27 protein-coding genes, 1 other RNA gene and 1 pseudogene are annotated in these 25,031 nt (G+C 55.6%); 18 read left to right on the top strand and 11 right to left on the bottom strand.

The genetic code is table 11. From position 1 onward, the window contains the following. Nucleotides 1–279: 279 nt before the first annotated feature. From B3041_RS05525 to smpB, 3 genes and pseudogenes are all read right to left on the bottom strand, one after another. A pseudogene (locus tag B3041_RS05525) lies at nucleotides 280–1,527 on the bottom strand (integrase domain-containing protein). Nucleotides 1,528–1,730: 203 nt separating this feature from the next. Continuing rightward, nucleotides 1,731–2,093: a transfer-messenger RNA gene (gene ssrA, locus B3041_RS05520) on the bottom strand. Between the two features lie 43 nt (nucleotides 2,094–2,136). Next, nucleotides 2,137–2,619, bottom strand: coding sequence for an SsrA-binding protein SmpB (gene smpB, locus B3041_RS05515; protein WP_065648644.1), 483 nt, complete (start codon nucleotides 2,617–2,619; stop codon nucleotides 2,137–2,139). Between the two features lie 160 nt (nucleotides 2,620–2,779). Between smpB and B3041_RS05510 the strand changes: the two genes are divergently transcribed. Together B3041_RS05510 and B3041_RS05505 are read left to right on the top strand one after the other, a co-directional pair. Next, nucleotides 2,780–3,214: a type II toxin-antitoxin system RatA family toxin gene (locus B3041_RS05510; protein WP_065648645.1), complete on the top strand. Its 435-nt coding sequence runs from the start codon at nucleotides 2,780–2,782 to the stop codon at nucleotides 3,212–3,214. Beyond that, nucleotides 3,204–3,497, top strand: a complete 294-nt coding sequence (locus B3041_RS05505) for an RnfH family protein (RefSeq protein WP_283341448.1) — start codon at nucleotides 3,204–3,206, stop codon at nucleotides 3,495–3,497. The genes B3041_RS05510 and B3041_RS05505 overlap by 11 nt, the downstream gene beginning before the upstream one ends. 54 nt (nucleotides 3,498–3,551) lie before the next feature. On the opposite strand, the gene bamE is transcribed toward B3041_RS05505, so the two are convergent. The 3 genes from bamE to nadK all read right to left on the bottom strand — a co-directional run bounded on the left by bamE (nucleotide 3,552) and on the right by nadK (nucleotide 6,713). Then, nucleotides 3,552–3,902 carry an outer membrane protein assembly factor BamE gene (bamE, locus tag B3041_RS05500; protein ID WP_065648647.1) on the bottom strand — a complete coding sequence of 117 codons (351 nt, stop codon included), beginning with the start codon at nucleotides 3,900–3,902 and terminating at the stop codon, nucleotides 3,552–3,554. A 185-nt stretch (nucleotides 3,903–4,087) separates the two neighbouring features. Further along, the gene (gene recN, locus B3041_RS05495) at nucleotides 4,088–5,749 is read right to left on the bottom strand and encodes a DNA repair protein RecN (RefSeq protein WP_292969973.1); all 1,662 of its coding nucleotides are present in this window, start codon (nucleotides 5,747–5,749) and stop codon (nucleotides 4,088–4,090) included. Between the two features lie 85 nt (nucleotides 5,750–5,834). Further along, nucleotides 5,835–6,713 carry an NAD(+) kinase gene (gene nadK, locus B3041_RS05490; protein ID WP_065648649.1) on the bottom strand — a complete coding sequence of 293 codons (879 nt, stop codon included), beginning with the start codon at nucleotides 6,711–6,713 and terminating at the stop codon, nucleotides 5,835–5,837. A gap of 122 nt (nucleotides 6,714–6,835) precedes the next feature. Here nadK and grpE point away from each other — a divergent pair, with 122 nt between their 5' ends. Beyond that, nucleotides 6,836–7,414: a nucleotide exchange factor GrpE gene (gene grpE, locus B3041_RS05485; RefSeq protein ID WP_292969971.1), complete on the top strand. Its 579-nt coding sequence runs from the start codon at nucleotides 6,836–6,838 to the stop codon at nucleotides 7,412–7,414. Nucleotides 7,415–7,460: 46 nt separating this feature from the next. Here grpE and ung read toward each other — a convergent pair whose 3' ends face one another. Continuing rightward, the gene (gene ung, locus B3041_RS05480) at nucleotides 7,461–8,138 is read right to left on the bottom strand and encodes a uracil-DNA glycosylase (RefSeq protein ID WP_065648651.1); all 678 of its coding nucleotides are present in this window, start codon (nucleotides 8,136–8,138) and stop codon (nucleotides 7,461–7,463) included. Nucleotides 8,139–8,315: 177 nt separating this feature from the next. Here ung and grcA point away from each other — a divergent pair, with 177 nt between their 5' ends. Next, a complete protein-coding gene (gene grcA / locus B3041_RS05475) occupies nucleotides 8,316–8,699 on the top strand; it encodes an autonomous glycyl radical cofactor GrcA (protein WP_065648652.1) in 384 nt (127 codons plus the stop codon). 184 nt (nucleotides 8,700–8,883) lie between these two features. Here grcA and srmB read toward each other — a convergent pair whose 3' ends face one another. Further along, nucleotides 8,884–10,212, bottom strand: a complete 1,329-nt coding sequence (srmB, locus tag B3041_RS05470; RefSeq protein WP_039379716.1) for an ATP-dependent RNA helicase SrmB — start codon at nucleotides 10,210–10,212, stop codon at nucleotides 8,884–8,886. Between the two features lie 136 nt (nucleotides 10,213–10,348). Here srmB and trmN point away from each other — a divergent pair, with 136 nt between their 5' ends. The 12 genes from trmN (at nucleotide 10,349) to acpS (ending at nucleotide 20,817) form a co-directional block, all read left to right on the top strand. Then, entirely contained in the window at nucleotides 10,349–11,098 is a 750-nt protein-coding gene (gene trmN, locus B3041_RS05465; RefSeq protein ID WP_292970048.1) for a tRNA(1)(Val) (adenine(37)-N(6))-methyltransferase TrmN, read from the top strand. A gap of 378 nt (nucleotides 11,099–11,476) precedes the next feature. Next, complete coding sequence (gene rpoE / locus B3041_RS05460; RefSeq protein WP_039379714.1) at nucleotides 11,477–12,052, top strand: RNA polymerase sigma factor RpoE; 576 nt, start codon at nucleotides 11,477–11,479, stop codon at nucleotides 12,050–12,052. A 30-nt stretch (nucleotides 12,053–12,082) separates the two neighbouring features. Further along, complete coding sequence (gene rseA, locus B3041_RS05455; protein ID WP_292969966.1) at nucleotides 12,083–12,742, top strand: anti-sigma-E factor RseA; 660 nt, start codon at nucleotides 12,083–12,085, stop codon at nucleotides 12,740–12,742. Then, entirely contained in the window at nucleotides 12,742–13,698 is a 957-nt protein-coding gene (gene rseB, locus B3041_RS05450; RefSeq protein ID WP_065648654.1) for a sigma-E factor regulatory protein RseB, read from the top strand. The genes rseA and rseB overlap by 1 nt, the downstream gene beginning before the upstream one ends. Continuing rightward, nucleotides 13,695–14,159, top strand: a complete 465-nt coding sequence (gene rseC / locus B3041_RS05445; RefSeq protein WP_065648655.1) for a SoxR-reducing system protein RseC — start codon at nucleotides 13,695–13,697, stop codon at nucleotides 14,157–14,159. Before rseB ends, rseC begins: the two co-directional genes overlap by 4 nt. 217 nt (nucleotides 14,160–14,376) lie before the next feature. Beyond that, on the top strand, nucleotides 14,377–16,176 hold the full coding sequence (gene lepA / locus B3041_RS05440) for a translation elongation factor 4 (protein ID WP_065648656.1): 1,800 nt from the start codon (nucleotides 14,377–14,379) through the stop codon (nucleotides 16,174–16,176). A gap of 9 nt (nucleotides 16,177–16,185) precedes the next feature. Beyond that, nucleotides 16,186–17,157, top strand: coding sequence for a signal peptidase I (gene lepB, locus B3041_RS05435; protein ID WP_065648657.1), 972 nt, complete (start codon nucleotides 16,186–16,188; stop codon nucleotides 17,155–17,157). 111 nt (nucleotides 17,158–17,268) lie between these two features. Continuing rightward, entirely contained in the window at nucleotides 17,269–17,949 is a 681-nt protein-coding gene (gene rnc, locus B3041_RS05430; protein ID WP_039379698.1) for a ribonuclease III, read from the top strand. 48 nt (nucleotides 17,950–17,997) lie between these two features. Then, nucleotides 17,998–18,903 carry a GTPase Era gene (era, locus tag B3041_RS05425; RefSeq protein WP_039379695.1) on the top strand — a complete coding sequence of 302 codons (906 nt, stop codon included), beginning with the start codon at nucleotides 17,998–18,000 and terminating at the stop codon, nucleotides 18,901–18,903. Nucleotides 18,904–18,906: 3 nt separating this feature from the next. Continuing rightward, nucleotides 18,907–19,635, top strand: a complete 729-nt coding sequence (gene recO, locus B3041_RS05420; RefSeq protein ID WP_065648658.1) for a DNA repair protein RecO — start codon at nucleotides 18,907–18,909, stop codon at nucleotides 19,633–19,635. Nucleotides 19,636–19,705: 70 nt separating this feature from the next. Continuing rightward, nucleotides 19,706–20,437, top strand: a complete 732-nt coding sequence (gene pdxJ / locus B3041_RS05415) for a pyridoxine 5'-phosphate synthase (RefSeq protein ID WP_065648659.1) — start codon at nucleotides 19,706–19,708, stop codon at nucleotides 20,435–20,437. Then, entirely contained in the window at nucleotides 20,437–20,817 is a 381-nt protein-coding gene (acpS, locus tag B3041_RS05410; protein WP_039379688.1) for a holo-ACP synthase, read from the top strand. The genes pdxJ and acpS overlap by 1 nt, the downstream gene beginning before the upstream one ends. A gap of 9 nt (nucleotides 20,818–20,826) precedes the next feature. On the opposite strand, the gene B3041_RS05405 is transcribed toward acpS, so the two are convergent. Then, complete coding sequence (locus B3041_RS05405; RefSeq protein WP_065648660.1) at nucleotides 20,827–21,078, bottom strand: YfhL family 4Fe-4S dicluster ferredoxin; 252 nt, start codon at nucleotides 21,076–21,078, stop codon at nucleotides 20,827–20,829. A 56-nt stretch (nucleotides 21,079–21,134) separates the two neighbouring features. Further along, entirely contained in the window at nucleotides 21,135–21,974 is an 840-nt protein-coding gene (locus B3041_RS05400) for a MurR/RpiR family transcriptional regulator (protein WP_039379683.1), read from the bottom strand. Between the two features lie 200 nt (nucleotides 21,975–22,174). On the opposite strand from B3041_RS05400, the gene yfhb reads away from it, so the two are divergent. Both yfhb and tadA read left to right on the top strand, forming a co-directional pair. Continuing rightward, the gene (gene yfhb / locus B3041_RS05395; protein WP_065648661.1) at nucleotides 22,175–22,813 is read left to right on the top strand and encodes a phosphatidylglycerophosphatase C; all 639 of its coding nucleotides are present in this window, start codon (nucleotides 22,175–22,177) and stop codon (nucleotides 22,811–22,813) included. 57 nt (nucleotides 22,814–22,870) lie between these two features. After that, entirely contained in the window at nucleotides 22,871–23,365 is a 495-nt protein-coding gene (gene tadA / locus B3041_RS05390; protein ID WP_075050724.1) for a tRNA adenosine(34) deaminase TadA, read from the top strand. Here tadA and mltF read toward each other — a convergent pair. Next, complete coding sequence (gene mltF / locus B3041_RS05385; RefSeq protein WP_065648663.1) at nucleotides 23,362–24,819, bottom strand: membrane-bound lytic murein transglycosylase MltF; 1,458 nt, start codon at nucleotides 24,817–24,819, stop codon at nucleotides 23,362–23,364. The genes tadA and mltF overlap by 4 nt on opposite strands. Nucleotides 24,820–25,031 lie beyond the last annotated feature (212 nt).

Genomic DNA, 25,031 nt, shown 5'->3' with positions numbered 1-25,031 from the left:
AGGATTTGGTACGGAATTGCCCTAGAATTTAAGTGACTAGTTTTTCAGTCCGTTGCTTTATTCAACCGGTTATTACTCAAACCGAGAAAGCACTTCCGACAAATATGTATTGTCTATTCATCAGTTGTTTGAAATTAACTCACTGTAGTTGCTGTTTTTTCTTCAGTAAGTTATAGGATTTTTGGGGAAACTGTAAGCTATATTAGACAGTGTTTGTCCGCTTTTGGCACTTAGCAACCGATGAGTCTGCATCGTGCGCAATGTTTGGACACGATGTAATTATGCCATAGCAATTAATTTGATACCTTTAAAGCCATTCTCAATAATACTTCCTCGGTCTGCCGCTGTAACGAAATTTGCCCACCACTGCATCATAGGACGACGTTGCTCAAGATAATCGCTTCGGTTGTAAGCACGACGTACCTCATTTTTGTCTACATGAGCCAATGCTGCTTCAATAACATCAGGCGGAAATCCTCGCTCATTAAGAGCCGTACTGGCGATAGATCTCAGCCCATGCGAAACCAGCACGCCTCCAAAGCCCGCACGCTTTAGTGACGCGTTAACCGTCTGACTATTCATTGGTTGCTTTGGTTTGATACGGCTGGGGAAAATGAATTCCCGATTACCACTTAACGGCTTCATCATTTCCAGAACAGCGATGGCTTCATCTGACAATGGCACAGTATGGTCACGGTTCATCTTCATGCGTGATGCAGGGATCTTCCATTCTCGTGCTTCTATGTCTACCTCTTCCCAACGGGCTTCAGCCGCTTCGGCAGGGCGGGTGATAGTAAGAAGCTGCCACATGAATAGGCACCGTGTAGAAAGGCTAATGCTGGCCGTGCGCATCGTCTGCATTAACTGAGGCAACTGATCCGGACGAATACTGGGCATGTTTTTCTTCTGCGGTTTCTCGAATGCTTTGCCAATATTGACGCTGGAAACAGCATCAATCAGCCCCGTGTTCTGGGCATAGATCATGACCTCATTAATGCGCTGACAAAGGCGACGAACAGTTTCCAGTGCTCCTCTGGCCTGAACCGGTTGCACGGCCTGAACCAGGGTATGAGCTTTGATATCTGTAACGCTGACGTCACCAATCGCCGGAAAGACATCTCTTTCAAGAGATCGCCAAATGTCCTCTGCATAGTCCTCGGTCACACTGGTTTTCTTCACATTCCACCAACGTTTAGCCACGAGTTGGAAAGTGTTAGTTTTGGCTTCAAGCGAACTGCGCAGTTGTTCTTGCTTATGTTCCTGGGGATCGATTTGTTTTGCCAGGAGAGAGCGGGATTCTGCCCGATAGCTTCAAGCATCGGCAAGCGTAACTGACGGGTAAGAGCCAATGCTCTTTTTCGCTCTCTTCTTGGTGACAGGGCGAATGTAGCGAAACTGCCAGATTTTACTTCCGCTGGATTTGATCAGTAGCTCAAGACCATCGCCATCATAGAGCACATAGTCCGCTTCCTTGGGTTTGGCAGATTCGATTTCCTTAACGGAGAGAGGTTTGGTTTGTCTTGCCATAGCCGGGTTTCCATAGTTTTAGGCACCTAAAAAACAATAAAGCTTTATGAGGTGCCTAACAAGGTGCCTAAAAGGTTCGGATTTAATTAGTTCACTTCGGACTTCGCGGGACAAATTGAGGGCACAAAAAAGCCCGCAGGGCTTGCGCCGTGCGGGCTTTCAGGACTTCTACGGATGGCTCTGGAACCATCTTTGAAGAATTTTGGTGGAGCTGGCGGGAGTTGAACCCGCGTCCGAAATTACTACACCGTCGGTACTACATGCTTAGTCGATCTTTACATTCGCCTGGCAGCTGCGGACAGACACGCCACTGACAGACTAGCCTGATTAGTTTTAACGCTTCAACCCCAGGCAGGGCATCCACGCGATCTCTTTTGGGTTTGACCTCTCTTGATCCCCGTCCTAAGAGCGGAGGCTAGGGAGAGAGGGCTGCAAGCAGGTTATTAAGCTGCTACTGCGTATTCGTCGTTATTTGCGACTATTTTTTTGCGGCTTTTTACGAGGCAAACCGCCCCTCGGCATGCACCTTGGGTTTCGCGAATCCCGTCGAATCCAGAATCAGCCCCAAGTTGTTAAACTGTAGCGCAAATCTATAAAAGAATCCAGTGCTTAACGACTGGCACTCTTCATAATTCGTGCTTTATCCATCTTCCACTCGCGATCTTTGATATCAGAGCGCTTATCGTGCTCTTTCTTACCGCGCGCAACGCCGATTTTGAGCTTGGCCCAGGCGTTTTTCCAGTAGAGCGAAAGCGGTATGATGGTATAACCGTCGCGGTTAACGCTGCCAAACAGTGAAGCGAGCTCGCGCTCTTTCAGCAGCAGTTTGCGGGTGCGCGTAGGGTCGCATACCACGTGCGTTGAAGCACCGATCAGCGGCTGGAACGTGGCGCCGAACAGAAACGCTTCGCCGTCGCGTAGCATGATATAGCTTTCGCTGATATTGGCTTTACCGGCGCGCAGTGCTTTGACTTCCCATCCCTGTAACGACAGACCCGCTTCGAACTCCTCTTCGACGAAGTATTCGTGGCGCGCGCGTTTGTTGAGGGCAATGGTGGCTGAACCGGGTTTGTGAGCTTTTTTCTTTGTCATAGTGCGGCGTAGTCTACATTACTCAGTTTGTGGGCGCATCCCCATGTCCTGCGGGGCGGTAAAAAACATCCTATTTTAGCACAGCTGGCAAAAGCATGAATTTTTGTTTAATGGCTTAAAATGGTATAATTCAACGGTTTTGTGACCAACAGGAACCCTTATGGCCCAGATTAGTCGTTCAGCGCTGGTCCCCTATAGCGCTGAGCAGATGTACCAGCTTGTGAATGACGTGGATGCCTATCCTGAATTTCTTCCCGGCTGCACCGGCAGTCGCGTGCTGGATAACAGCGGTCATCAGATGACTGCTGCGGTTGATGTCTCAAAAGCGGGCATCAGTAAAACCTTCACCACGCGTAACACGCTGACTGATAACCAGAGCATTCATATGCAGCTGGTTGATGGCCCGTTTCGTAAGCTCACCGGCGGCTGGAAATTTATCTCGCTGGGTGATGACGCCTGCAAAGTTGAGTTAAGTCTCGACTTTGAGTTCACGAATATGCTGGTTGAGATGGCATTCGGGCGCGTGTTTAAAGAGCTGGCAAACAGCATGGTGCAGGCGTTTACCCAGCGTGCCAAAGAGGTCTATCGTGACTAAGATCCGTGTGGAGGTGGTTTATGCGCTTCCGGATAAGCAGTATCTGCGTGAGGTTACGCTGGAGCAGGGCGCCACGGTAGAGCAGGCGATAGAGGCATCGGGCCTGCTGCAGCTGCGCCGTGATATCGATCTGGCGCAGAATAAAACCGGGATCTTCAGCCGGCCGGTTAAGCTTGGTGACACGGTTGAAGAGGGCGATCGGGTTGAGATCTACCGGCCACTGATTGCCGATCCGAAAGAGCTGCGCCGCCAGCGCGCTGAGCGTGCCGCGGTGAAAAAGTAGCTGACGTTAAGCATTAAAAAAGGCGCCCCGGGCGCCTTTTTTATTGTCATCAGCTTAATTATCTTTCTGGCCAGCGAGCCGCGGCTTGTTATCAATGTTCGTCAGGACACCGCTGCGATCAAAGGTCAGCGTCAGCGTCTGCTGCTTCACGTGCTCATGACCGGGTTCCTGACGGAAAATGTAATACCAGACGTTGCTGCCAAAGGGATCGTGCATCATCGGGGTGCCCAGCGTGTAGGCTACCTGCTGCTGCGTCATGCCGGTGTGGATCTTGGCGACATCGTTGGCGGCCAGGTAATTCCCCTGATTGATATCCGGACGATAGACAACGCGCTCCAGCGTGGAACATCCGGCGGTTGTCATCAACATTACCACTGCCGCAGCAGTCAGCGTCTTAAAGCGCATCTGTACATTCCTTTTTTCGGGCCAAACGCCTTTCAGCAGGCAGTTTTGTTGCCATTACATTCTGAACTCTGCACGCGGCAGGCTTTTATTATGGCGATATCACTGCCGATGATAATAGACCTTTTCCCGGTTGGGAACCTCTACAGAGCATGCATATGACCACCAGGCCGGAAAAAAGTGCGTTCTCAGGCTGCTAAAAGTTCTTTGGCGTTCGCCAGCGTGTTACGCGTGACTTCGCTGCCGCCCAGCAGACGAGCCAGCTCCTGCAGACGCGCCCGCTTATCCAGCGGCTGCATATGCGTTTCCGTCATCGCGCCGTCGGTCTCTTTACTGACAAAGAAGTGCTGATGACCGCAGCCTGCAACCTGTGGCAGGTGCGTGACACACATGACCTGCGTCGACTCGCCCAGCTGACGCAGCATCTTGCCCACTACAGCAGCCGTCGGGCCGCTGATGCCGACATCCACTTCATCGAAAATCATGGCCGGGGTTTCCATCTTCTGCGCGGTGATCACCTGAATAGCGAGCGCAATACGCGACAGCTCACCGCCAGAGGCGACTTTACCCAGCGGCTGCAGTGGCTGGCCCGGGTTAGTTGTCACCCGGAAATCGATGCGGCTGGCACCCTCGGCGGTGAGCTGATCGGGATTAAACTCCAGCACAATCGCAAACTGCCCGTGCGGCATCGCCAGGGTACGCATGCTTTGCGTAATGAGATCGCACAGCTCCTGAGCGGATTTTTCACGCTGATGATGCAGCGCTTCAGCGCAGGTGATAGCGGCTTTGTGATGCATTACCACATCATGCTGCAGACTCTCCTGATCGCTCTCCTGCTGCGACAGCAGCTCCGCTTCTTCCAGCAGCTGCTGATGCAGGGCCGGCAGCGCTTCAGGCGAAACGTGATGCTTGCGCGCCAGTGCAATCTGCCGCGACAGGCGCTGCTCCAGCTCGTAAAGACGGTTAGGATCAAGATCGAGACGTTCGCAGTAGTGACGCAGCTCGTCGCTGGCTTCACTCAGCTGAATCGCCGCTTCTTCCAGCAGATTAAACACGCCGCTGACTTTATCATCCAGCGAGACCAGCTCGCTGAGCATGTTGCGGGCGCTGTAAAGCAGGCTCTGCAGGTTAGTATCGTCGCCATCAGCAAGGATATGCAGCGCCTGCTGGCTGGTAGAGAGCAGCTGTCCGCTGTTGGCCAGACGCTTGTACTCTTCATCAATCTGCTCATATTCACCCGCCTGCGGGGCAAACTCGTTCAGCTCTTTCAGCTGATACTGCAGCAGCTCGCGGCGCGCTTCACGCTCCTGTGACTGCTGCTGATGCTGCGCCAGCACACGGCAGCTGTGATGCCAGCGCTGGTAGTGCTGACGCATCTCCGTCAGCAGCCCGTCATGCGCCGCGTAAGCATCCAGCAGATGCTTCTGGTGATCGGTTTTCAGCAGCAGCTGATGGGCGTGCTGACCGTGGATCTGAATCAGCAGCTGGCCCAGCTCCCGCAGCTGGGAGAGGGGTACGGCTGTGCCGTTAATAAAGCCGCGTGAGCGCCCATCGGCGCTGATAACGCGGCGCAGCAGACACTCATTACCGTCATCCAGCTGATTATCAACCAGCCAGCGCTGCGCTGACGGCGAGGATTTCAGCTGAAAGCGGGCGCAGATATCAGCCCGGCTCGCCCCCTGACGCACCATATCCGCTTCCGCCCGTCCGCCAAGGCAGAGGCCCAGCGCATCAATGGCAATAGATTTACCTGCGCCGGTCTCACCGGTGATCGCTGTCATACCGCGATGAAAGTCGATCTCGAGTTCACGAACGATTGCGAAGTTACTGATGGTCAGTTGTGCCAGCATACAATCACCTGTATGGAAAAACAGATATGGTTTTTCGTACAGTATAAACTGGTTTTTTAACCAGTAAAGTAGCCAGCGCTGATTTCTAAAACAATTTTTTTGACCAGCCGAGTTTTGAGCTTAATGTATTGAAGTAATTGTAATTTTTAGGATGAATCAGATTAAGATGGCTGCTGCTGCGCCGGATCAGCACATCTTCACCTTCCTGAATCGGCAGGGCAATCTGGCTGTCACAGCTGATCTCCAGATCGCTGCGTAGCGAGGAGAAGCGCAGGCGAATGGTACTGTTGCTGTTGATAACCAGCGGGCGCGACGACAGCGTGTGCGGGAACATCGGCACCAGCACAATCGCATCAAGCGAAGGGGTAAGAATAGGTCCGCCTGCGGAGAGCGAGTAGGCGGTGGAGCCGGTGGGGGTGGAGATAATCAGGCCATCTGAACGCTGAGAAAAGGCGAAGACTTCGTCAATATAGACCTCAAACTCAATCATATGCGCTACTTTGCCAGGATGGAGCACCACTTCATTAATGGCGCTGCCAATGCGCGGTGAGCAGGTATCACGGCAGACCTGCGCCTCAAGCAGAAAGCGGCTCTCCACAAAGTAGTCGCCCTGAAGAACATCATCCAGCTGCTGCTGCGCGTTATCCGGATCGAGGTCGGTCAGGAAGCCCAGATTGCCACGGTTGATGCCAATCACTTTAATGTCATAGCGTGCCAGCACCCTGGCCGCGCCCAGCATATTGCCATCGCCGCCAACCACCACGGCCAGATCGGCCTGCTGGCCTATTTCCGCCAGCGTGCCGGTCTTTACATCGGTTAAGCTCAGCTCGCGCGCAATCTGCTGTTCGACAATCACCTCATATCCCTTATCGGTCAGCCAGCGCCAGAGCATCTCATGGGTGGTTAACGCGGTAGGATGGCGCGGATGACCCACGATTCCGATGCAGCTAAAGTGTGTGTTCATGTGGCGGGTATTCCTCATAAGCCAAAACGGCCTGGCAATGTGATGGGTTCACTTGAAACCGTCAAACTGATCCCCATAATAAGCCAACCAGCGAAATGAATGTGCAAAACGCGGAGAAATTCATGAGTAGTAAAGAACAGAACACCCCAAACGAGCAAGTCTCAGACGAAATTCAACAGGATCAACAGCCGGCGGACGCGGAGACAGCAACTGAGGTGGATCCGCGTGATGAGCGCATTGCGCAACTGGAAGCGGAGCTGACCCAGGCGCAGGGCGGCGTACGCGAAGCGCAGCTGCGTGCGCAGGCGGAGATTGAAAACATCCGTCGCCGTGCGGAAATGGACGTTGAAAAAGCGCATAAATTTGCGCTGGAAAAGTTTGCCAACGAACTGCTGCCCGTGATCGATAGCCTGGAGCGTGCGCTGGAAGTCACAGACAAAGAGAACACCGAGCTCGCTTCGATGATTGAAGGCATCGAGCTGACGCTGAAGTCGCTGCTGGGTGCCGTGCGCAAGTTTGGCGTTGAAGTGGTGGGCGACACCCACGTGCCGTTCAACCCGGATCTGCATCAGGCGATGTCGATGATGGAATCGGATGAGGTTGAGCCGAACCATGTGCTGATGGTGATGCAGCGTGGCTATACCCTGAATGGGCGCCTGCTGCGTCCGGCGATGGTGGCGGTTTCTAAAGCCAAAGCCTGAGCAGAGTAGTGCATCACAACGGCCGCCTGACGCGGCCGTTGTTGTTTCAGGGGAGGACTGGCGTCCAGTCGATCGGCGTTTCTCCCGCCTGGCTGAGCAGTGCGTTGGTCTGCGAAAAGTGCCGGCAGCCAAAAAAGCCGCGGTGCGCTGAGAGCGGAGAAGGGTGGGGGGCTTTCAGCACGTGATGACGCTGCGCATCAATGATGCTGCCTTTCTTCTGCGCGTGCGATCCCCACAGCAGAAAAACCACGCCCTCACGGTGCGTATTGATGGCATCAATCACCGTATCAGTAAACGTCTCCCAGCCAAGCCGCGCGTGCGAGTGTGCTTTGCCCGCCTCAACGGTCAGTACCGTATTCAGCAGCATCACCCCCTGCGTGGCCCAGCTCTCCAGAAAACCGTGCTGCGGGCGCTGAAAGCCGTCGATATCCTGTTCAAGCTCTTTGTACATATTAAGCAGGGAGGGCGGGATAGCCACGCCAGGCAGTACCGAGAAAGCCAGGCCGTGCGCCTGATTCGGTCCGTGATAGGGGTCCTGACCCAAAATCACCACTTTAATATCGCCCAGCTCTGTCAGCTTAAATGCGTTAAACACATCTTTCTGCGGCGGATAAACAGTCACGCCCGCTGCCCGCTGCTGCGCAACCGCCTGCAGCGTCTCTTTGAAATAGGGTTTCTCTTTCTCATCTGCCAGCACATCGTGCCAGGTCAGCTTGTCACTCATGGTTAACTCCTGCCGCTAGTTTTCCTTAGCTTAGCTGCTTCAGAGCGCGAGCAGAAGAATTAACCCCGCCGTTTCAGCTTGATGCAGGTCAAGGCACCGGCGGCGTCCCGGTGATATACCAGCCTGTCTATCTGTCAACGGCGTTCAGAGACAGAACGCCTCTTTCTGGAGATCGCTATGATTACCGGCATTCAAATTACTCAAACCCATAACCCGCTATTGCTGAACTCATTCTGGCTGCTGGATGAGGAGGCCGGACAGGCGCGCTGTCTGTGCGCCAGAGGTATCTATGAGGCGGATCAGGTTGTTGCCCTGAGTGAACTGGGCGAGATGGCCTACCGCGAAATCCCCCTGGAGCAGAAACCGCAGGTGCGCGTTGAGGGCGGTCAGCATCTTAACGTCAACGTACTGCAGCGGGAGACGCTGGAAGATGCGGTTAAGCATCCCGAAAAGTATCCGCAGCTGACCATTCGCGTATCCGGTTATGCCGTACGGTTTAATGCCCTGACGCCAGAGCAGCAGCGCGATGTGATCACCCGTACCTTTACAGAGAGCCTGTAACTGAAGTAGCGATGAAAAGTTGCTCATGCTGCAGGCCAGTGCGGAAGCGGTCCGGAACGCATGCGTTAATTAAAATGCGACATTTACCAGCGTTCGCGCTGACCCGCCTGTCAGTGGCCCTTAAGGCCTGCTGAACGTAAAAAAAAAGCGCCGGTTCAGGCGCTTTTTTTACTGCAGTGACGTTTTATTCCGCACCTGACTCCGGCGTGGTTGATCCGCTTGGCTTGCGGCGTTTACCCACGTTTTTGGTGTCACGATGGCGTTTTTTCACGCGCGGCTTTTCGTCTTCTTTCTCTTTCTTCTCTTTGCGTTTGGCAAGCGCCTTTTTCGACGGCTTTCCGGTGACTTTAGCACTCGGCGCACGCGACTCAGGGCGCAGCTCATCAATCACGCGTGATTTCAGCGGCTCATTGACGTAGCGGCTGATTTTACCCAGCAGAACGTGATCGTGCGCCTCAACCAGCGAGATAGCGATCCCTTTGCGTCCGGCGCGGCCGGTACGGCCAATACGGTGCAGATAGGTATCTGCCGTACGCGGCAGGTCAAAGTTGATCACGTGGGTCACGTCATCAATATCAATACCGCGCGCCGCGACGTCAGTGGCAACCAGCACGTTCACGCGACCGTCGTTGATGCGTTTAATCGCTTCATTACGGTTAGCCTGAACCATCTCCCCTTCGAGGTAGCTGCTGCGCAGGCCCGCTTCATGCATCCAGGTCACCAGCTCGTGCAGACGTTCACGCTTGCGCACAAACACAATCGCACGCTTCACTTCCGGCTGCTTTAACAGGTGCACCAGCAGTTTGGTCTTGTGCTCAAGGTTATCAGCACGGTAGTACCACTGCTGAATGCGTTTGCGTTCGCTTTTGCTCGGGTCGGCTTCAATCGCGACCGGATCGTTGAGCAGGCGTTCAGCAAAATCTTTGATGTGCTCGCCTTCCAGCGTGGCAGAGAAGAGCAGCGTCTGTTTGCGCCAGCGCGTCTCACCGGCGATGGTCTCGATATCCTGGGCAAAGCCCATATCGACCATGCGGTCCGCTTCATCCAGGATCAGCGTTTCTACTGCGCGGCAGTCAAAATTCTCTTCTTTGATGTACTGCAGCAGGCGGCCGGTGGTCGCCACTACAATATCCTGGTTTTCGCTGAAGACTTCAGCGTGGTTCATATAGGCAACACCGCCGGTAATAGTGGCAATGTCCAGATGGGTGTGCTTCGCCAGCTCACGCGCCTGGTCGGCCACTTGCATCGCCAGTTCGCGGGTAGGGGTGAGGATCAGGATACGCGGCGGACCCGACTTCTTACGCGGGAAGTCCAGCAGATGCTGTAATGCGGGCAGCAGATAGGCGGCGGTTTTCCCCGTTCCGGTGGGTGCCGAACCTAACACGTCACGGCCTTCCAGCGCGGCAGGAATGGCTTCAGCCTGAATGGCCGTCGGGCGCGTGAAGCCTTTTTCCTGCAGGGCATCCAGCAGGCTTTCGTCGAGTTCGAGTTCGGAGAATGTGGTTACTGTCATGTTCTACCTCAGTTTGGGGCGCTGATTATAGACAGATCAGCCGCAATCTTCATCTGTTTGTGTTCATCAGACGCAGATGAATTCATCATGCGACCACGTTACACTCTCGCCAGATAACAATTCAATGGCCGAAAGCATGTCTCAGTACCAGCCGCCAGCACGGGCGACATTAAGAAAAGATGGGTTTACGTTTAAGCAATTTTTTGTCGCACACGATCGCTGTGCAATGAAAGTCGGCACGGACGGCGTGCTGCTGGGGGCATGGGCGCCGGTGGCTGGCGTCCGGCGTATTCTGGATATTGGCTGCGGTAGCGGGCTGATCGCCCTGATGCTGGCGCAGCGCACGCCGGAACAGGTCACGCTGGATGCGGTCGAACTTGATAGCGATGCCGCCGCGCAGGCGCAGGAGAACGTGCAGGCCTCGCCGTGGGGCGCCCGTATCAGCGTGCATCAGGCGGATATCCTTCACTGGAGCAGCCGGTGTGAAAAACGCTATTCGCTGATCGTCAGCAATCCACCTTTCTTTGTGCCCGGTATGGCCTCATCCAGCGTCGCCCGAGACACGGCGCGCAGCACCGCCACGCTCGATCACGCCGCGCTGCTGCAATGCGCGGCACAGTTGATCGAAGAAGACGGGCTGTTTTGCGTGGTGTTGCCGGTGGAGAGCGGCGAGGCGCTGGTGCAGCTTGCCCGCGACGATGGCTGGCATCTGCGGCTGCGCTACGACGTTGCGCCTTATGCACAGCGGCCACCCAACCGGCTGGTACTGGGCTTTTCACCCGCTGCCGGTGATCTGATTCAGGAGCGGCTGGCGATCCGCAATGAAGACAAAAGCTACTCCGCTGACTGGCTGAGCCTGGTGACTGACTTCTATCTTTTCCGCTGAGTATTGGCTGTCACCGTACTGCAGCAGCGGTCGCGATCTGCCATGACGATCGCAGGTTTCATGCCATATCGTGTCGCAACTTAGCGAATTTTGCGCGCTGCCATCCGCTATGCTGAAAAGAAGAGTAATAAAGATGAAAAAGAGGCTGCCTTACGCTACTCTGCCAGCACTGATTGGCAGCGCATAAGCCATTGAAAGCGGGTGAACTGCTGCTGGCAAAACCGGTAAGTCGCAAATGGCTGCGCTGCCGGTACGAAAAAACAGGTCGTGGTGAACTTCAGGCCAGAACAGAACTCAAAGCGCATGCTTGCTCACGGGTATGAGATGTGCTGGCAGTCCACTTACGCATAAAAGAGTTTTGGGGAGACATTACCTCGGATGAGCGAGCAGTTAACGGATCAGGTTCTCGTTGAGCGGGTTCAGAAAGGAGATCAAAAGTCCTTTAACTTACTGGTAGTCCGATACCAGCATAAAGTGGCGAGCCTGGTTTCACGCTATGTCCCTTCGGGTGACGTGCCCGATGTGGTACAGGAATCATTTATCAAAGCCTATCGCGCGCTGGAGTCGTTCCGCGGTGATAGCGCTTTTTACACGTGGCTTTACCGCATTGCGGTAAACACGGCGAAAAATTATCTGGTGGCTCAGGGCCGCCGTCCGCCATCCAGCGACGTTGATGCAATTGATGCGGAAAACTTCGAAAGTGCGGGCGCGTTGAAAGAAATATCGAACCCTGAGAACTTAATGTTGTCTGACGAACTGAAACAAATTGTTTTTCGGACAATTGAGTCACTTCCTGAAGATCTCCGGATGGCTATCACGCTCAGAGAGCTGGATGGCCTGAGCTATGAAGAGATCGCTGCCATTATGGATTGCCCGGTTGGTACTGTCCGATCGCGCATATTTCGTGCCCGGGAAGCCATTGATAACAAAGTTCAACCGCTTATCCAACGTTAGTGATAACGGCTACTGAAAGGGTACCAAGGCATGCAGAAAGAAAAACTTTCCGCTTTAATGGATGGTGAAACGTTAGACAGCGAGCTGTTGTCCTCGCTGTCAAAGGATGTCGAACTTCAGAAAAGCTGGGAGAGCTACCATCTTATTCGCGATACGCTGCGCGGCGATGTTGGCGAAGTGCTGCATTTTGATATCTCCGCCCGTGTGGCCGCAGCCATTGAAAATGAGCCGCTGCGCACTGCGGCGACGCCGCTGATCCCGGAAGCGCAGCCGGAACCGGCACGCTGGCAAAAAATGCCGTTCTGGCGTCGCGGTGGCAACTGGGTGGCATCAGTCACGCAAATTGGCGTGGCCGCATGCGTATCGCTTGCAGTGATTGTGGGCGTGCAACACTACAACGGCTCTTCTGCCAGTGGTGCAGCAGAATCATCGGATGCCCCGGCGTTTAATACGCTGCCGATGATGGGTAAAGCGTCACCGGTAAGCCTGGGCGTGCCGTCTGATGCCTTTGATACCAATAGCTCAAACCAGCAGGTTCAGGATCAGCGGCGTCGCGTCAATGCCATGCTGCAGGATTACGAACTACAGCGCCGGTTGCATGCCGATCAGGTGCAGTTTGAAAACACGGTACCGCAGCAGGCGCAGGCCACTGTTCCCGGTACCCAGTCGTTAGGAACTCAACAGCAGTAATGAAGCAGCTCTGGTGCGCCGTTAGCCTCATGGCAGGCAGCCTGCTCTGGACATCTACCGCCCCGGCACAGACGTCGTCTTCCGGGGCGTTGTTACAGCAGATGGAGCAGGCGACTCAAAATCTCAATTATGAATTCGCATATATTAATGTCTCCCGACTGGGCATTGAGTCACTGCGCTATCGGCACGCCGTGGTGGATAAGCGCGTCTTTGCACAGCTGTTGCAGATGGATGGCCCGCGTCGTGAGGTGATCCAGCGCGGAAGTGACATCAGCTATTTTGAACCTGGCCTGGACCCGTTTTCACTGCCGGGTGACCATATCATTGACGCACTGCCCTCATTAATGTTCGCTAATTTTGCCCGGCTCGGTCAGGCGTATGATTTTGTGCCGGTAGGACGGTCACGTATGGCCGATCAACTGTGCGAAGTTGTGCGGATTGTCTCCCGTGACGGCACGCGCTACAGCTATGTGGTCTGGCTGGATGTGGATACCAAACTGCCATTACGCATCGATTTACTGGATCGTGACGGCGAAACGCTGGAGCAGTTTCGTGTTATCAGCTTTGCGGTGGATGAGGGCGTACGTAATCTGATGCAGGGACTGGAGAAGGCAAACCTGCCGCCATCGCTCTCTGTGCCGGCGGGCGACAAGGTTGAACTTAGCTGGCAGCCCGGCTGGATACCGGCGGGCATGAAGCTGATTTCACAAAGCCGTCGCGCGATACCCGCCATGAATAAAACCGTCGAATCACGTCTCTACAGCGACGGGCTGTTCAGTTTTGCCATCAATATAGCGCCTGCCGATAAAAACAGCGTGCCCCAGCAATTGCGCACGGGACGTCGTACGGTGCAGACCGTTGTGCGCGATAATCAGGAGATCACCGTGGTGGGCGAGTTACCGCCTGCAACCGCGAAACGTATCGCCAGCGCTATTGATACAGGGGCAAAAAAATGATGAGAGAGTGGGCCACGGTTGTGGCATGGCAGGACGGCATTGCCACGCTGCATTCTGAAGCGAAAACCTCCTGCAACAGCTGTTCAGCACGCAAAGGGTGCGGCAGCCATGCGCTTAACAAGCTGGGGCCGAAGAACGCACACGTCATGACGATTCCCAGCGCTGAGCCGCTACAGCCGGGTCAGCGCATTGAATTAGGCATTCGTGAAAGCAGTCTGCTGGGCTCAGCGCTGCTGGTTTATATGACCCCGCTGTTTGGCCTGTTTGCTGTGGCTGGCGTATTCCAGATGCTGTTTCACAGCGATCTTGCTGCTGCCTGCGGGGCACTGCTTGGTGGCGTAGGGGGCTTTATCATTGCCAAAGGCGTTTCATCCCGCTATGCCGGGCGCGAAGCGTTTCAGCCGGTGATCCTTAGCGTGGCGCTTCCGCCTGATGCGCTGCGGGTCGAAGATGTCAGCTGATGCCGCCAGGGCCGCCAGATGTGCGGCCTTTTCATTTCTGCTTACCCGCTGAATTCTGTTGCAAATCCCACAGGTTCCATTCTTTAACGCGCGGCGTTAACAGTGTAATATGCGACGTCATTAATGAGGCCGACAGGGTTCCGGGTAAAGATCGCTTGCCTGAATGTGTCTGTGCTCACGTTTTCAACTGATTCTCTACGTGAAGATATTCATATAAATGAAGCACATACGAAATTTCTCTATTATTGCTCACATTGACCACGGCAAATCAACGCTCTCCGATCGTCTGATTCAGATTTGTGGTGGCCTGAGCGATCGTGAGATGGCAGCGCAGGTTCTTGACTCCATGGATCTGGAGCGCGAGCGCGGCATTACGATTAAAGCGCAGAGCGTTACGCTCGATTACACAGCGCCAGACGGTGAAACTTACCAGCTCAATTTTATCGACACTCCGGGCCACGTAGACTTCTCGTATGAAGTTTCCCGCTCGCTGGCGGCCTGCGAAGGGGCGCTGCTGGTGGTCGATGCAGGACAGGGCGTTGAAGCACAGACGCTGGCGAACTGCTATACCGCCATGGAAATGGATCTGGAAGTGGTACCGGTACTGAATAAGATCGATCTGCCTGCTGCCGATCCTGAGCGCGTAGCTGAAGAGATTGAAGATATCGTGGGTATTGATGCCGTAGACGCCGTGCGCTGCTCGGCGAAAACCGGCATCGGTGTACCTGATGTGCTGGAGCGCCTGGTGCGCGATATCCCGGCGCCGGAAGGCGATCCGGATGGCCCGCTGCAGGCACTGATCATCGACTCGTGGTTTGATAACTACCTCGGCGTTGTTTCCCTGATCCGTATCAAAAACGGTACGCTGCGTAAGGGCGAGAAGGTCAAAGTCATGAGTACCGGTCAGGTATATAACGCTGACCGTCTGGGTATTTTCACACCCAAACAGGTTGACCGCACCGAACTCAAATGCGGTGAAGTTGGCTGGCTGGTGTGCGCAATCAAAGATATTCTCGGCGCGCCAGTGGGCGATACGCTGACGCTGCAGCGCAATCCGGCAGAGAAAGCGCTGCCAGGCTTTAAAAAAGTTAAACCGCAGGTCTATGCCGGTCTCTTCCCGGTAAGCTCGGATGATTATGAATCATTCCGTGACGCGCTGGGCAAGCTGAGTCTGAACGACGCCTCCCTGTTCTATGAGCCAGAGAGTTCAACCGCGCTGGGCTTTGGTTTCCGCTGCGGCTTCCTGGGTCTGCTGCACATGGAGATCATTCAGGAGCGTCTGGAGCGCGAGTATGACCTCGACCTGATCACCACAGCACCCACGGTAGTGTATGAAGTGGAAACCACCGATGGCGAAGTGGTGTATGTCGACAGTCCATCCAAGCTGCCGCCGCTGAACAACATCGAAGAGCTGCGTGAGCCGATTGCAGAGTGTCATATGCTGCTGCCACAGGAATATCTGGGTAACGTGATTACCCTGTGTGTGGAGAAGCGTGGCGTTCAGACCAATATGGTTTACCACGGCAATCAGGTTGCGCTTACCTACGAAATTCCGATGGCTGAAGTGGTGCTCGACTTCTTTGACCGCCTGAAATCGACGTCGCGCGGCTATGCGTCGCTGGACTATAACTTCAAGCGCTTCCAGGCGTCAGACATGGTGCGCGTGGACGTATTAATTAACGCAGAGCGTGTTGATGCTCTGGCGCTGATCACCCACCGCGATAACTCGCAGTACCGCGGTCGCGAGCTGGTGGAGAAGATGAAAGATCTGATCCCGCGCCAGCAGTTTGATATCGCGATTCAGGCGGCGATTGGCAACCACATCATTGCGCGTTCCACCGTGAAGCAGCTGCGTAAAAACGTCCTGGCAAAATGCTACGGCGGTGACGTCAGCCGTAAGAAAAAACTGTTGCAGAAACAGAAAGATGGTAAGAAACGCATGAAGCAGGTCGGCAACGTTGAGCTGCCGCAGGAAGCTTTCCTCGCCATTCTGCATGTCGGTAAAGACAGCAAATAAGGAACCACAATGGCTAACATGTTCGCCCTGATTCTGGTTATCGCTACGCTGCTGACCGGTATCATCTGGTGTATCGATCGCGTGAAGTGGGCACCTGAGCGACGTGCAAAGCAGGCCGCTGCGCAGGCGCAGGCGGGTAACGCACTCGACAGCAAAACGCTGGCGAAGGTTGCTGCACAGCCAGGCTGGATTGAAACGGCGGCATCGGTATTTCCGGTGCTGGCGGTGGTACTGATTGTACGTTCATTTATTTTTGAACCCTTTCAGATCCCCTCCGGCTCAATGATGCCCACGCTGCTGATTGGCGACTTTATTCTGGTAGAGAAGTTTGCGTATGGCATTAAAGATCCCATCACGCAAACCACGCTGATCCCGACCGGGCATCCAAAACGCGGTGACGTTGCCGTGTTTAAATATCCGAAAGATCCCAGCGTTGACTACATCAAACGCGTGATTGGTCTGCCGGGCGACAAAGTGGTGTTTGATCCGTTCAGCAAAACGCTGACCATCAACCCAGGCTGCGGTAACGGCAAATGTGATACGGCGCTGCCGGTCACCTATACCAATATTGAGCCAAGCGACTTTATCCAGACCTTCAGCGGCTTTGATGGCAATGAAACCGGCAACGGCTTCTTCCGGAAACCGCAGGGTGAAACGCTGCGCGGCGGCCTGCGTCTCGGTACACGTAAAGAGACGCTGGGCGATGTGACGCACAATATCCTGCTGGTGAATGAGGCGCAGAGCCAGGCGAACATGTACTATCAGCAGCCGGGCCAGCCGCAGGCGACCTGGGTCGTGCCGCAGGGGCAATATTTCATGATGGGCGATAACCGTGACAACAGCGCCGACAGTCGCTACTGGGGCTTTGTGCCTGAGAAGAATCTGGTCGGTAAAGCGGTCGCTATCTGGATGAGCTTTGAAAAACAGGAAGGTGAATGGCCGACAGGTGTACGCCTGAGCCGTATCGGCGGCATTCACTAAATACGGGTGGCTTCCTGTCTGACAGGAAGCCACTGCACACGAAACAGAACGCGCTGCTCTCAGCCCTGTTTCGTATGCAGAGTTACAGACGCACAGAACAACTGGAATCGCATGAACCCCATTCTCATTACTAAGCTGCAGCGCAAACTGGGCTACACTTTTACTCATCCGGAACTTTTGCAGCAGGCCCTGACACACCGCAGCGCCAGCAGCAAACATAACGAACGGCTTGAATTTCTTGGCGATTCAATTCTCAGCTATGTGATTGCCAACGCGCTCTATCACCGCTTCCCGCGCGTGGACGAAGGTGATATGAGCCGCATGCGTGCCACGCTGGTGCGTGGCAATACGCTGGCAGAAATGGCGCGTGAATTTGAACTGGGTGAGTGCCTGCGTCTCGGGCCAGGCGAACTGAAAAGCGGCGGCTTCCGTCGTGAGTCGATCCTTGCGGATACGGTAGAGGCGCTGATTGGCGGCATCTTCCTCGACAGCAATATACAGACCGTTGAGAAGCTGATTCTCGACTGGTATCTGAATCGTCTGGAGCAGATCAGCCCGGGCGATAAACAGAAAGACCCTAAAACGCGCCTGCAGGAGTATCTGCAGGGTCGCCATCTGCCGCTGCCCTCCTATCTGGTGGTGCAGGTACGTGGCGAAGCGCACGATCAGGAGTTCACCATTCACTGTCAGGTGAGTGGCATGGCCGACCCGGTAGTGGGCGTAGGCTCCAGCCGCCGTAAAGCGGAACAGGCTGCCGCCGAACAGGCTTTAATCAAGCTTGGACTCGAATAAATTGTTTTACGACAGCGCCATCCCGGCGCTGACTAAGTCAGGACCCGAATGAGCGAACACGAAACTTATTGCGGCTTTGTCGCGATTGTAGGCCGGCCTAACGTCGGTAAATCAACCTTACTGAACCAGCTGCTGGGGCAGAAGGTCTCGATCACCTCACGCAAGCCGCAAACCACGCGCCACCGCATTATGGGCATTCACACTGAAGGCGCTTATCAGGCGATCTACGTGGATACGCCCGGGCTGCATATGGAAGAGAAGCGGGCGATCAACCGCCTGATGAACCGTGCTGCCAGCAGCTCAATTGGCGATGTGGAGCTGGTGATTTTCGTCGTGGAAGGCACGCGCTGGACACCGGATGATGAGATGGTGCTCAACAAACTGCGCGATGGCAAAGTGCCGGTGGTGCTGGCGGTGAACAAGGTGGATAACATTCAGGATAAAAGTATCCTGCTGCCGCACCTGCAGTTCCTGAGTCAGCAGATGAATTTCCTCGATATCGTGCCGATCTCTGCTGAGAATGGCAAAAATGTCGATACCATCGCAGCGATTGCCCGCAAGCGCCTGCCGCTGGCAGAGCATCACTTTCCGGAAGACTACATCACCGACCGCTCACAGCGCTTTATGGCTTCAGAGATCATCCGCGAAAAGCTGATGCGTTTCCTGGGCGCCGAGCTGCCTTACTCCGTCACCGTGGAGATTGAACAGTTTGTCGCTAACGAGCGCGGCGGCTACGACATCAATGGCCTGATTCTGGTGGAGCGCGAAGGCCAGAAAAAAATGGTTATCGGCAACAAAGGGTCAAAGATCAAAACCATCGGTATCGAAGCGCGGCGTGACATGGAAGAGATGTTTGAAGCCAAAGTGCACCTCGAACTTTGGGTGAAAGTAAAATCGGGCTGGGCAGATGACGAACGTGCGCTGCGCAGCCTGGGCTACACAGACGATCTGTAACTGATGGAAGGCTGGCAACGCGCGTTTGTGCTGCATAGTCGCCCTTACAGCGAAACCAGCCTGCTGCTCGATCTCTTCACGGAAAGTCAGGGACGCGTCCGCGTGCTGGCTAAAGGCGCGCGCTCGCGCCGTTCTCAGCTGAAAGGCACCCTGCAGCCTTTTACGCCGCTGCTGGTGCGCTGGGGCGGACGCGGCGAAGTGAAAACGCTGCGTAACGCCGAAGCGGTGTCACTGGCGCTGCCGCTCAGCGGTATCACGCTCTACTGCGGTCTCTATGTCAATGAACTGCTGTCGCGCGTGCTGGAGCAGGAGATCCCCTTTTCTGAGCTTTTCTTCGATTATCTGAACTGTATCCAGGAACTGGCTGCCGGCACGGCCTCGCCGGAACCGGCGCTGCGCCGGTTTGAGCTGGCGCTGCTCGGGCATCTCGGCTACGGCGTCGATTTTCTGCACTGCGCCGGCAGCGGCGAAGCGATTGATGACGCCATGACCTACAGCTACCGCGAAGAGAAGGGCTTTATCGCCAGCCTGGTGCTGAACCAGCGCAGTTTTACCGGTCACCAGCTGCGCGCCATCGAAGCGCGCAGTTTCCCCGATGCCGACAGCCTGCGGGCAGCCAAGCGCTTTACGCGCATGGCGCTGAAGCCCTATCTCGGCGGCAAACCGCTGAAGAGCCAGGAGCTGTTTCGCCAGTTTATTCCAAAGAAGAAACCTGATGCGCCGCAGGCGTAGCGGCGGTCATACCACCTGAACGTATCATCGCGATACACTGCACTGACATTGGACAAAGAGAAGCGTAGTTATGGCTGAGTTGCTGTTAGGCGTCAATATTGATCATATCGCTACCGTACGTAACGCGCGTGGCACCCACTATCCCGATCCGGTACAGGCGGCTTTTGTGGCCGAACAGGCGGGTGCTGACGGCATTACCGTGCATCTGCGCGAAGACCGCCGTCATATCACCGATCGCGATGTGCGTATCCTGCGCGATACCATTCAGACGCGGATGAACCTGGAGATGGCGGTCACGGATGAGATGATCGCCATCGCCTGTGACATCCGGCCGCACTTTGTCTGTCTGGTGCCGGAGAAGCGTCAGGAGGTGACAACGGAAGGTGGACTGGACGTCGCGGGCCAGCAGGCGGGCGTCAGCGCAGCGGTACAGCAGCTGTCTGAAGCGGGCATACTGGTGTCACTGTTTATCGATGCCGATCGCCGGCAGATTGATGCGGCCGTTGCCAGCGGCGCCCCCTATATCGAAATTCATACCGGCGCGTACGCCGAGGCACCGGAAGGGCCGGTGCGTGACGCCGAGCTGCTGCGCATTCGTGAAGCGGCGCACTACGCGGCTTCCCTGGGACTGAAAGTCAACGCCGGCCACGGACTGACCTATCACAACGTGCAGCCGATTGCGGCGCTGCCGGAGATGCATGAGCTGAATATCGGCCATGCCATTATCGGGCGGGCGCTCTTCAGCGGGCTGGCAGAAGCGGTAAGCGAAATGAAACAGCTGATGCGGGAAGCGCGGCGCTGATGGCGATCCTCGGTCTTGGCAGCGATATCGTGGAAATTGAGCGCATCGCCGGCGTCATCGAACGATCCGGCGATCGCCTGGCGCGCCGCGTACTGAGCGACGCAGAGTGGCAGCAGTATCAGGCGCATCAGCAGCCGGTGCGTTTTCTGGCCAAGCGTTTTGCCGTTAAAGAGGCGGCGGCCAAAGCGTTTGGCACCGGGATCCGCGGCGGTCTGGCGTTTAATCAGTTTGAGGTATTTAACGATGCGCTGGGGAAACCGGGTCTGCGCTTTTTTGAGCAGGCGAGCATCATTGCAGAGCGGCTTGGCGTGCAGCGCGTGCACGTGACGCTGGCTGATGAGCGCCACTACGCCTGCGCCACGGTGATTATTGAGGACTGATGTTCGTCCTCAGTGCGGATGCAGCTGCACAAATTTTTCCCACAGCGCGTCGCGGCTTTCGGCGTGCTGCGGATCACTGATAATTGTGTTGTCGATAGGGCAGACGCTCTGACAGGTTGGGGTTTCATAGTGCCCCACGCACTCGGTGCAGCGCGCCGGATCGATTTCATATATCGCCTCACCCAGCGCGATAGCCTGATTGGGACACTCCGGCTCACACATGTCGCAGTTAATACATTTCGCCGTAATCAGTAACGCCATTCTTTACGTCCGTTAATCCTTAATAAATGCGCGGTCATTATAGGCCGGTTTAACGCTTATATCAGCTTTTTCACCAGTGCTTCGCTGTGGCGGATGTGGCTTGATGCCCGCTCCGGATCGTGCTGCACCAGCGCCATAAACAGTAAATCCGTCAGGGCCAGCTGTGCGCTGGTTGAGGAGATGGCCGCGCTGCGCGTGCTCTGCTCCTCTGCAACGGTATAGAGACAGATGGAGGCGCACTGCTGCAGCGCGTTCGGCGTAAAACCGGTAAACGCCACCACATCAGCCCCGATAGCGGCCGCTTCCTGTGCCGCCAGATTAATTTCACGCCGTTCGCCGGTGTAGGAGATGGCCAGCAGGACATCGCCAGGCGCCATCGCCTGTACGCTGGCGAGCAGGGCGTGCATATCCTGCTCAGCTACCGCATTAATGCCGATTTTCATCAGTTTCCAGGAGAAATCTTTCGCCACCAGGCCAGACGCGCCGATCCCCACCAGCAGAATGCGGTTGGCATTCTTCAGCAGATGCAACGTCTCCATCAGTTTCTCTTCGCTGTTGATATCCAGCGTGGCGCGGATCGCGGAGATCTTTTCAGTCAGCAGCTTCTCACCTACGGTTTTCAGTGGATCGTCACTGAGAATATGGTTATGCACGGTGATCGCATCGCGATCCGCCAGCGATTCACTCAGCGCCAGCTTCAGGGCCGGAAATCCTTTATAACCCAGCTTCTGCGCAAACTTCACCACGCTCGACTGGCTGACGCCCGCTTCTTCAGCCAGCTTTTGTGAGCTGAGATGGCGCGCCCGATCGGGCTGTGACAGTAAAAAGTCCGCCAGCCGGCGCTCATTCAGCGCCAGCCGGGGATAGAGCTGGCGGATTCGCAGCAGTGAACTCATGTTCGATCCTTACTCCCGGTTTCATAGCATGCCGCAGGTTACCTCTCTGCCGCACGCGCAGTAATAGTAAATACTCCGTGCCACCAAGAATAAACTATTCAGTGGGCTTTGTAGCTAGCGGAATTAAAAATCACAGCTTCGCTAAGCGCGGTTGCTGGCTACACTGTAGAGCAGCAACTGATTTAAAAAAGGAGAGAGGTTTGACACAGGACTCGCAACGCCGCGTCGTATTTTTCGATCTGGATGGCACGCTGCATCAGCAGGATATGTTTGGAACCTTTATGCGCTTTTTGCTGCGCCGGCAGCCGCTGAATCTGCTGCTGGTGGTTCCGCTGCTGCCGGTTATCGGGCTCGGGCTGCTGGTTAAAGGCCGGGCAGCGCGCTGGCCAATGAGTCTGCTGCTCTGGGCGATCACGTTCGGGCACAGCGAAACGCGCCTGCGCGCGCGTGAAGCGGAGTTTGCGCAGTGGTTCCGCGAGCGGGTAGTGGCGTTTCCGGTGGTGCAGCAGCGCCTGACAGATTACCTGCAGAGTGACGATGCCGATGTCTGGCTAATTACCGGATCACCGCAATCACTGGTGGAGCAGGTCTATTTCGATTCCGCCTTTCTGCCGCGTGTGAAACTGATCGCCAGCCAGATGCGGCCAGGACGCGGCGGACGCGTGCTGGCAATGCGCTGTCTCGGCCACGAAAAGGTCGCGCAGCTGGAAGAGCAGATTGGCACGCCGCTGCAGCTTTACAGCGGCTACAGCGACAGCAAACAGGACAACCCGCTGCTGTTTTTCTGTCAGCATCGCTGGCGCGTAACACCGCGTGGCGAACTGCAGCAGCTGGAGTGAATCGCGCGGCGTTTTTGTCTATAATGCGCCGCCTTTTCATTCTGCAGGAGTTACCCGGTGAAACCACAAACTGATGAATACTGGATGCGTCACGCGCTGCAGCTGGCGCAGCGTGCCCGGGAGCAGGGTGAGGTGCCGGTCGGGGCTGTACTGGTGCAGGGAGAGCGGATCATAGGGGAGGGCTGGAACCGGCCCATCGGCCAGTGCGATCCTACCGCACACGCGGAGATCATGGCGCTGCGCCAGGGCGGTAAAGTGCTGGATAACTACCGCCTGCTGGATACCACGCTCTATGTCACGCTGGAGCCGTGCGTCATGTGTGCCGGTGCCATGGTACACAGCCGCATTACCCGGCTGGTTTACGGCGCAAAAGATGTCAAAACCGGTGCGGCCGGTTCACTGCTGGACGTGCTGGGGCATCCGGGGATGAATCATCAGATCGAGATCGCCTGCGGCGTGCTGGCGGAAGAGTGCGCCGGCATGCTGAGCGACTTTTTTCGTATGCGACGCGAGCAGAAGCGCGCGCTGCGTCAGGCACAGCGCGCAGATTAATTCATGGCGATTTTGGGCTCAACCGCCGGATAACCGGCGCCCAGCTCCGCTTCCAGCGCTGAACGCTGCGCCAGGCGCCGCTCCTGCTCCTGCAGATAGCCCACCAGACTTAGCTGATACTTACGGATATTCTCCACGTAGTTATACGCTTCGTGCCCGCGCGCATAGCCATAGGCGGTTTGCGCGTAGTAGCGCTTCTGACTGAGCATCGGCAGGCGCAGCTTCACATCTGCCCAGCTGTCAGGGTTGCCGCCCTGTTTCGCCGTCAGCCGGCGCACATCGAGCATGTGCGCATATCCCATGTTATAGGCCGCCAGCGCAAACCAGATGCGCTCGTCGTCAGGCACGCTCGCCGGCACTTTATCCATCATACGCTGCAGATACTCACTGCCGCCGCGAATGCTCTGCTCCGGGTCAAGCCGGTCATCAACATTAAGGCTATCCGCCGTGTTACGCGTCAGCATCATCATGCCGCGTACGCCGGTGGGTGAGGTCGCCTGCGGATTCCAGTGCGACTCCTGATAGGAGATCGCCGCCAGCAGACGCCAGTCCATACTTGCAGAATACTTTTTAAACAGCGGTTTGATATCCGGCAGCGTATTGTCAATCGCGCGCAGGAAGGTGCGGGTATCGACATAATCAAATGTGCCAACGTGACCGAGGTATTTCTCCTCCAGTCGCGCCATAGTGCCTTCTTCACCCATCTGGCTGTAAAAATCGAGCATGGCCGCGTTAAGGCTGCTGTCATCATTGCGCGGCAGATACCAGGTCACCGGCTCTTCATCGGTGATATCAAAGGCGACCGCCAGCTGCGGGTGAATACGCTGCAGCAGGCCCACGGTAACCGAGTCGCCTACCGTGTAGTCAAGTTTGCCGTCAGCCACCGCCTCCAGCAGCGCTTTCTGTCCCTGATCGGTGGCGATTGCCCAGTCGAGATCGGGATAGCTGTTGGCTTTTTCTGTCCGCAGCGTCGAGAGATAAGCTGAGCCGGACTGCACCACCAGGCGGCCTTTCAGGTCGCCCAGCGTGCGCGGACGCGGTTTATCGATACGGTAAACCAGCTGCTGCGACACCGAATAGTAGCTGGGGCCGGCCTGATAGTGCGCCAGACGCTCGCTGTTATAGATAAGCCCGGCGGCGAGCAGATCGGCTTTTCCCTCATCGAGATCGTCAAACAGATCGCCCAGGCTGGGCCGCACAGTGACCTCCAGCCTGACGCCGAGGTAGTCTGCAAAGCGCTTTGCCAGCTCGTAATCCATGCCAGCCGGTGCCTGATTGATGGTGTAATACGTCAGCGGCGAATTGACCGTACTGATGCGTAACACGCCGCGTGATTTGATCGCTGTCAGCGCGTCCCGATCGCCCCCGTACCAGGGGATTGCCGGCCATAGCGCCAGCGCCAGCAGCACGGTGATCAGACCGATGAACAGATAATTTAATTTTAGGCGTTTCAAATGGTTGTCTCTTAATGGCTCACAGGCCTCTGTCCTTTAAAGGCAGTATTGGTATTGTTTTTTACTCCCAGAGCGAGGGGCATTTTGCGCAACAAAGCGAAACAGGGCAACTCATATAGCAGGTTTTGCGCAAAATTCAGGCAAATCCCGTATGGCAGTTTTTCTGCGCAAACGGTTTCGTTACCTGCGCGCTTTCTCTATAATACCGCCCG

This window comes from Pantoea sp. UBA4549 (genome assembly GCF_002387285.1).
Taxonomy (GTDB): Bacteria; Pseudomonadota; Gammaproteobacteria; order Enterobacterales; family Enterobacteriaceae; genus Pantoea; species Pantoea borealis.
The sequence above is the reverse complement of the archived record's forward strand: the minus strand, read 5'-3'. Positions and strand labels throughout refer to the sequence as shown.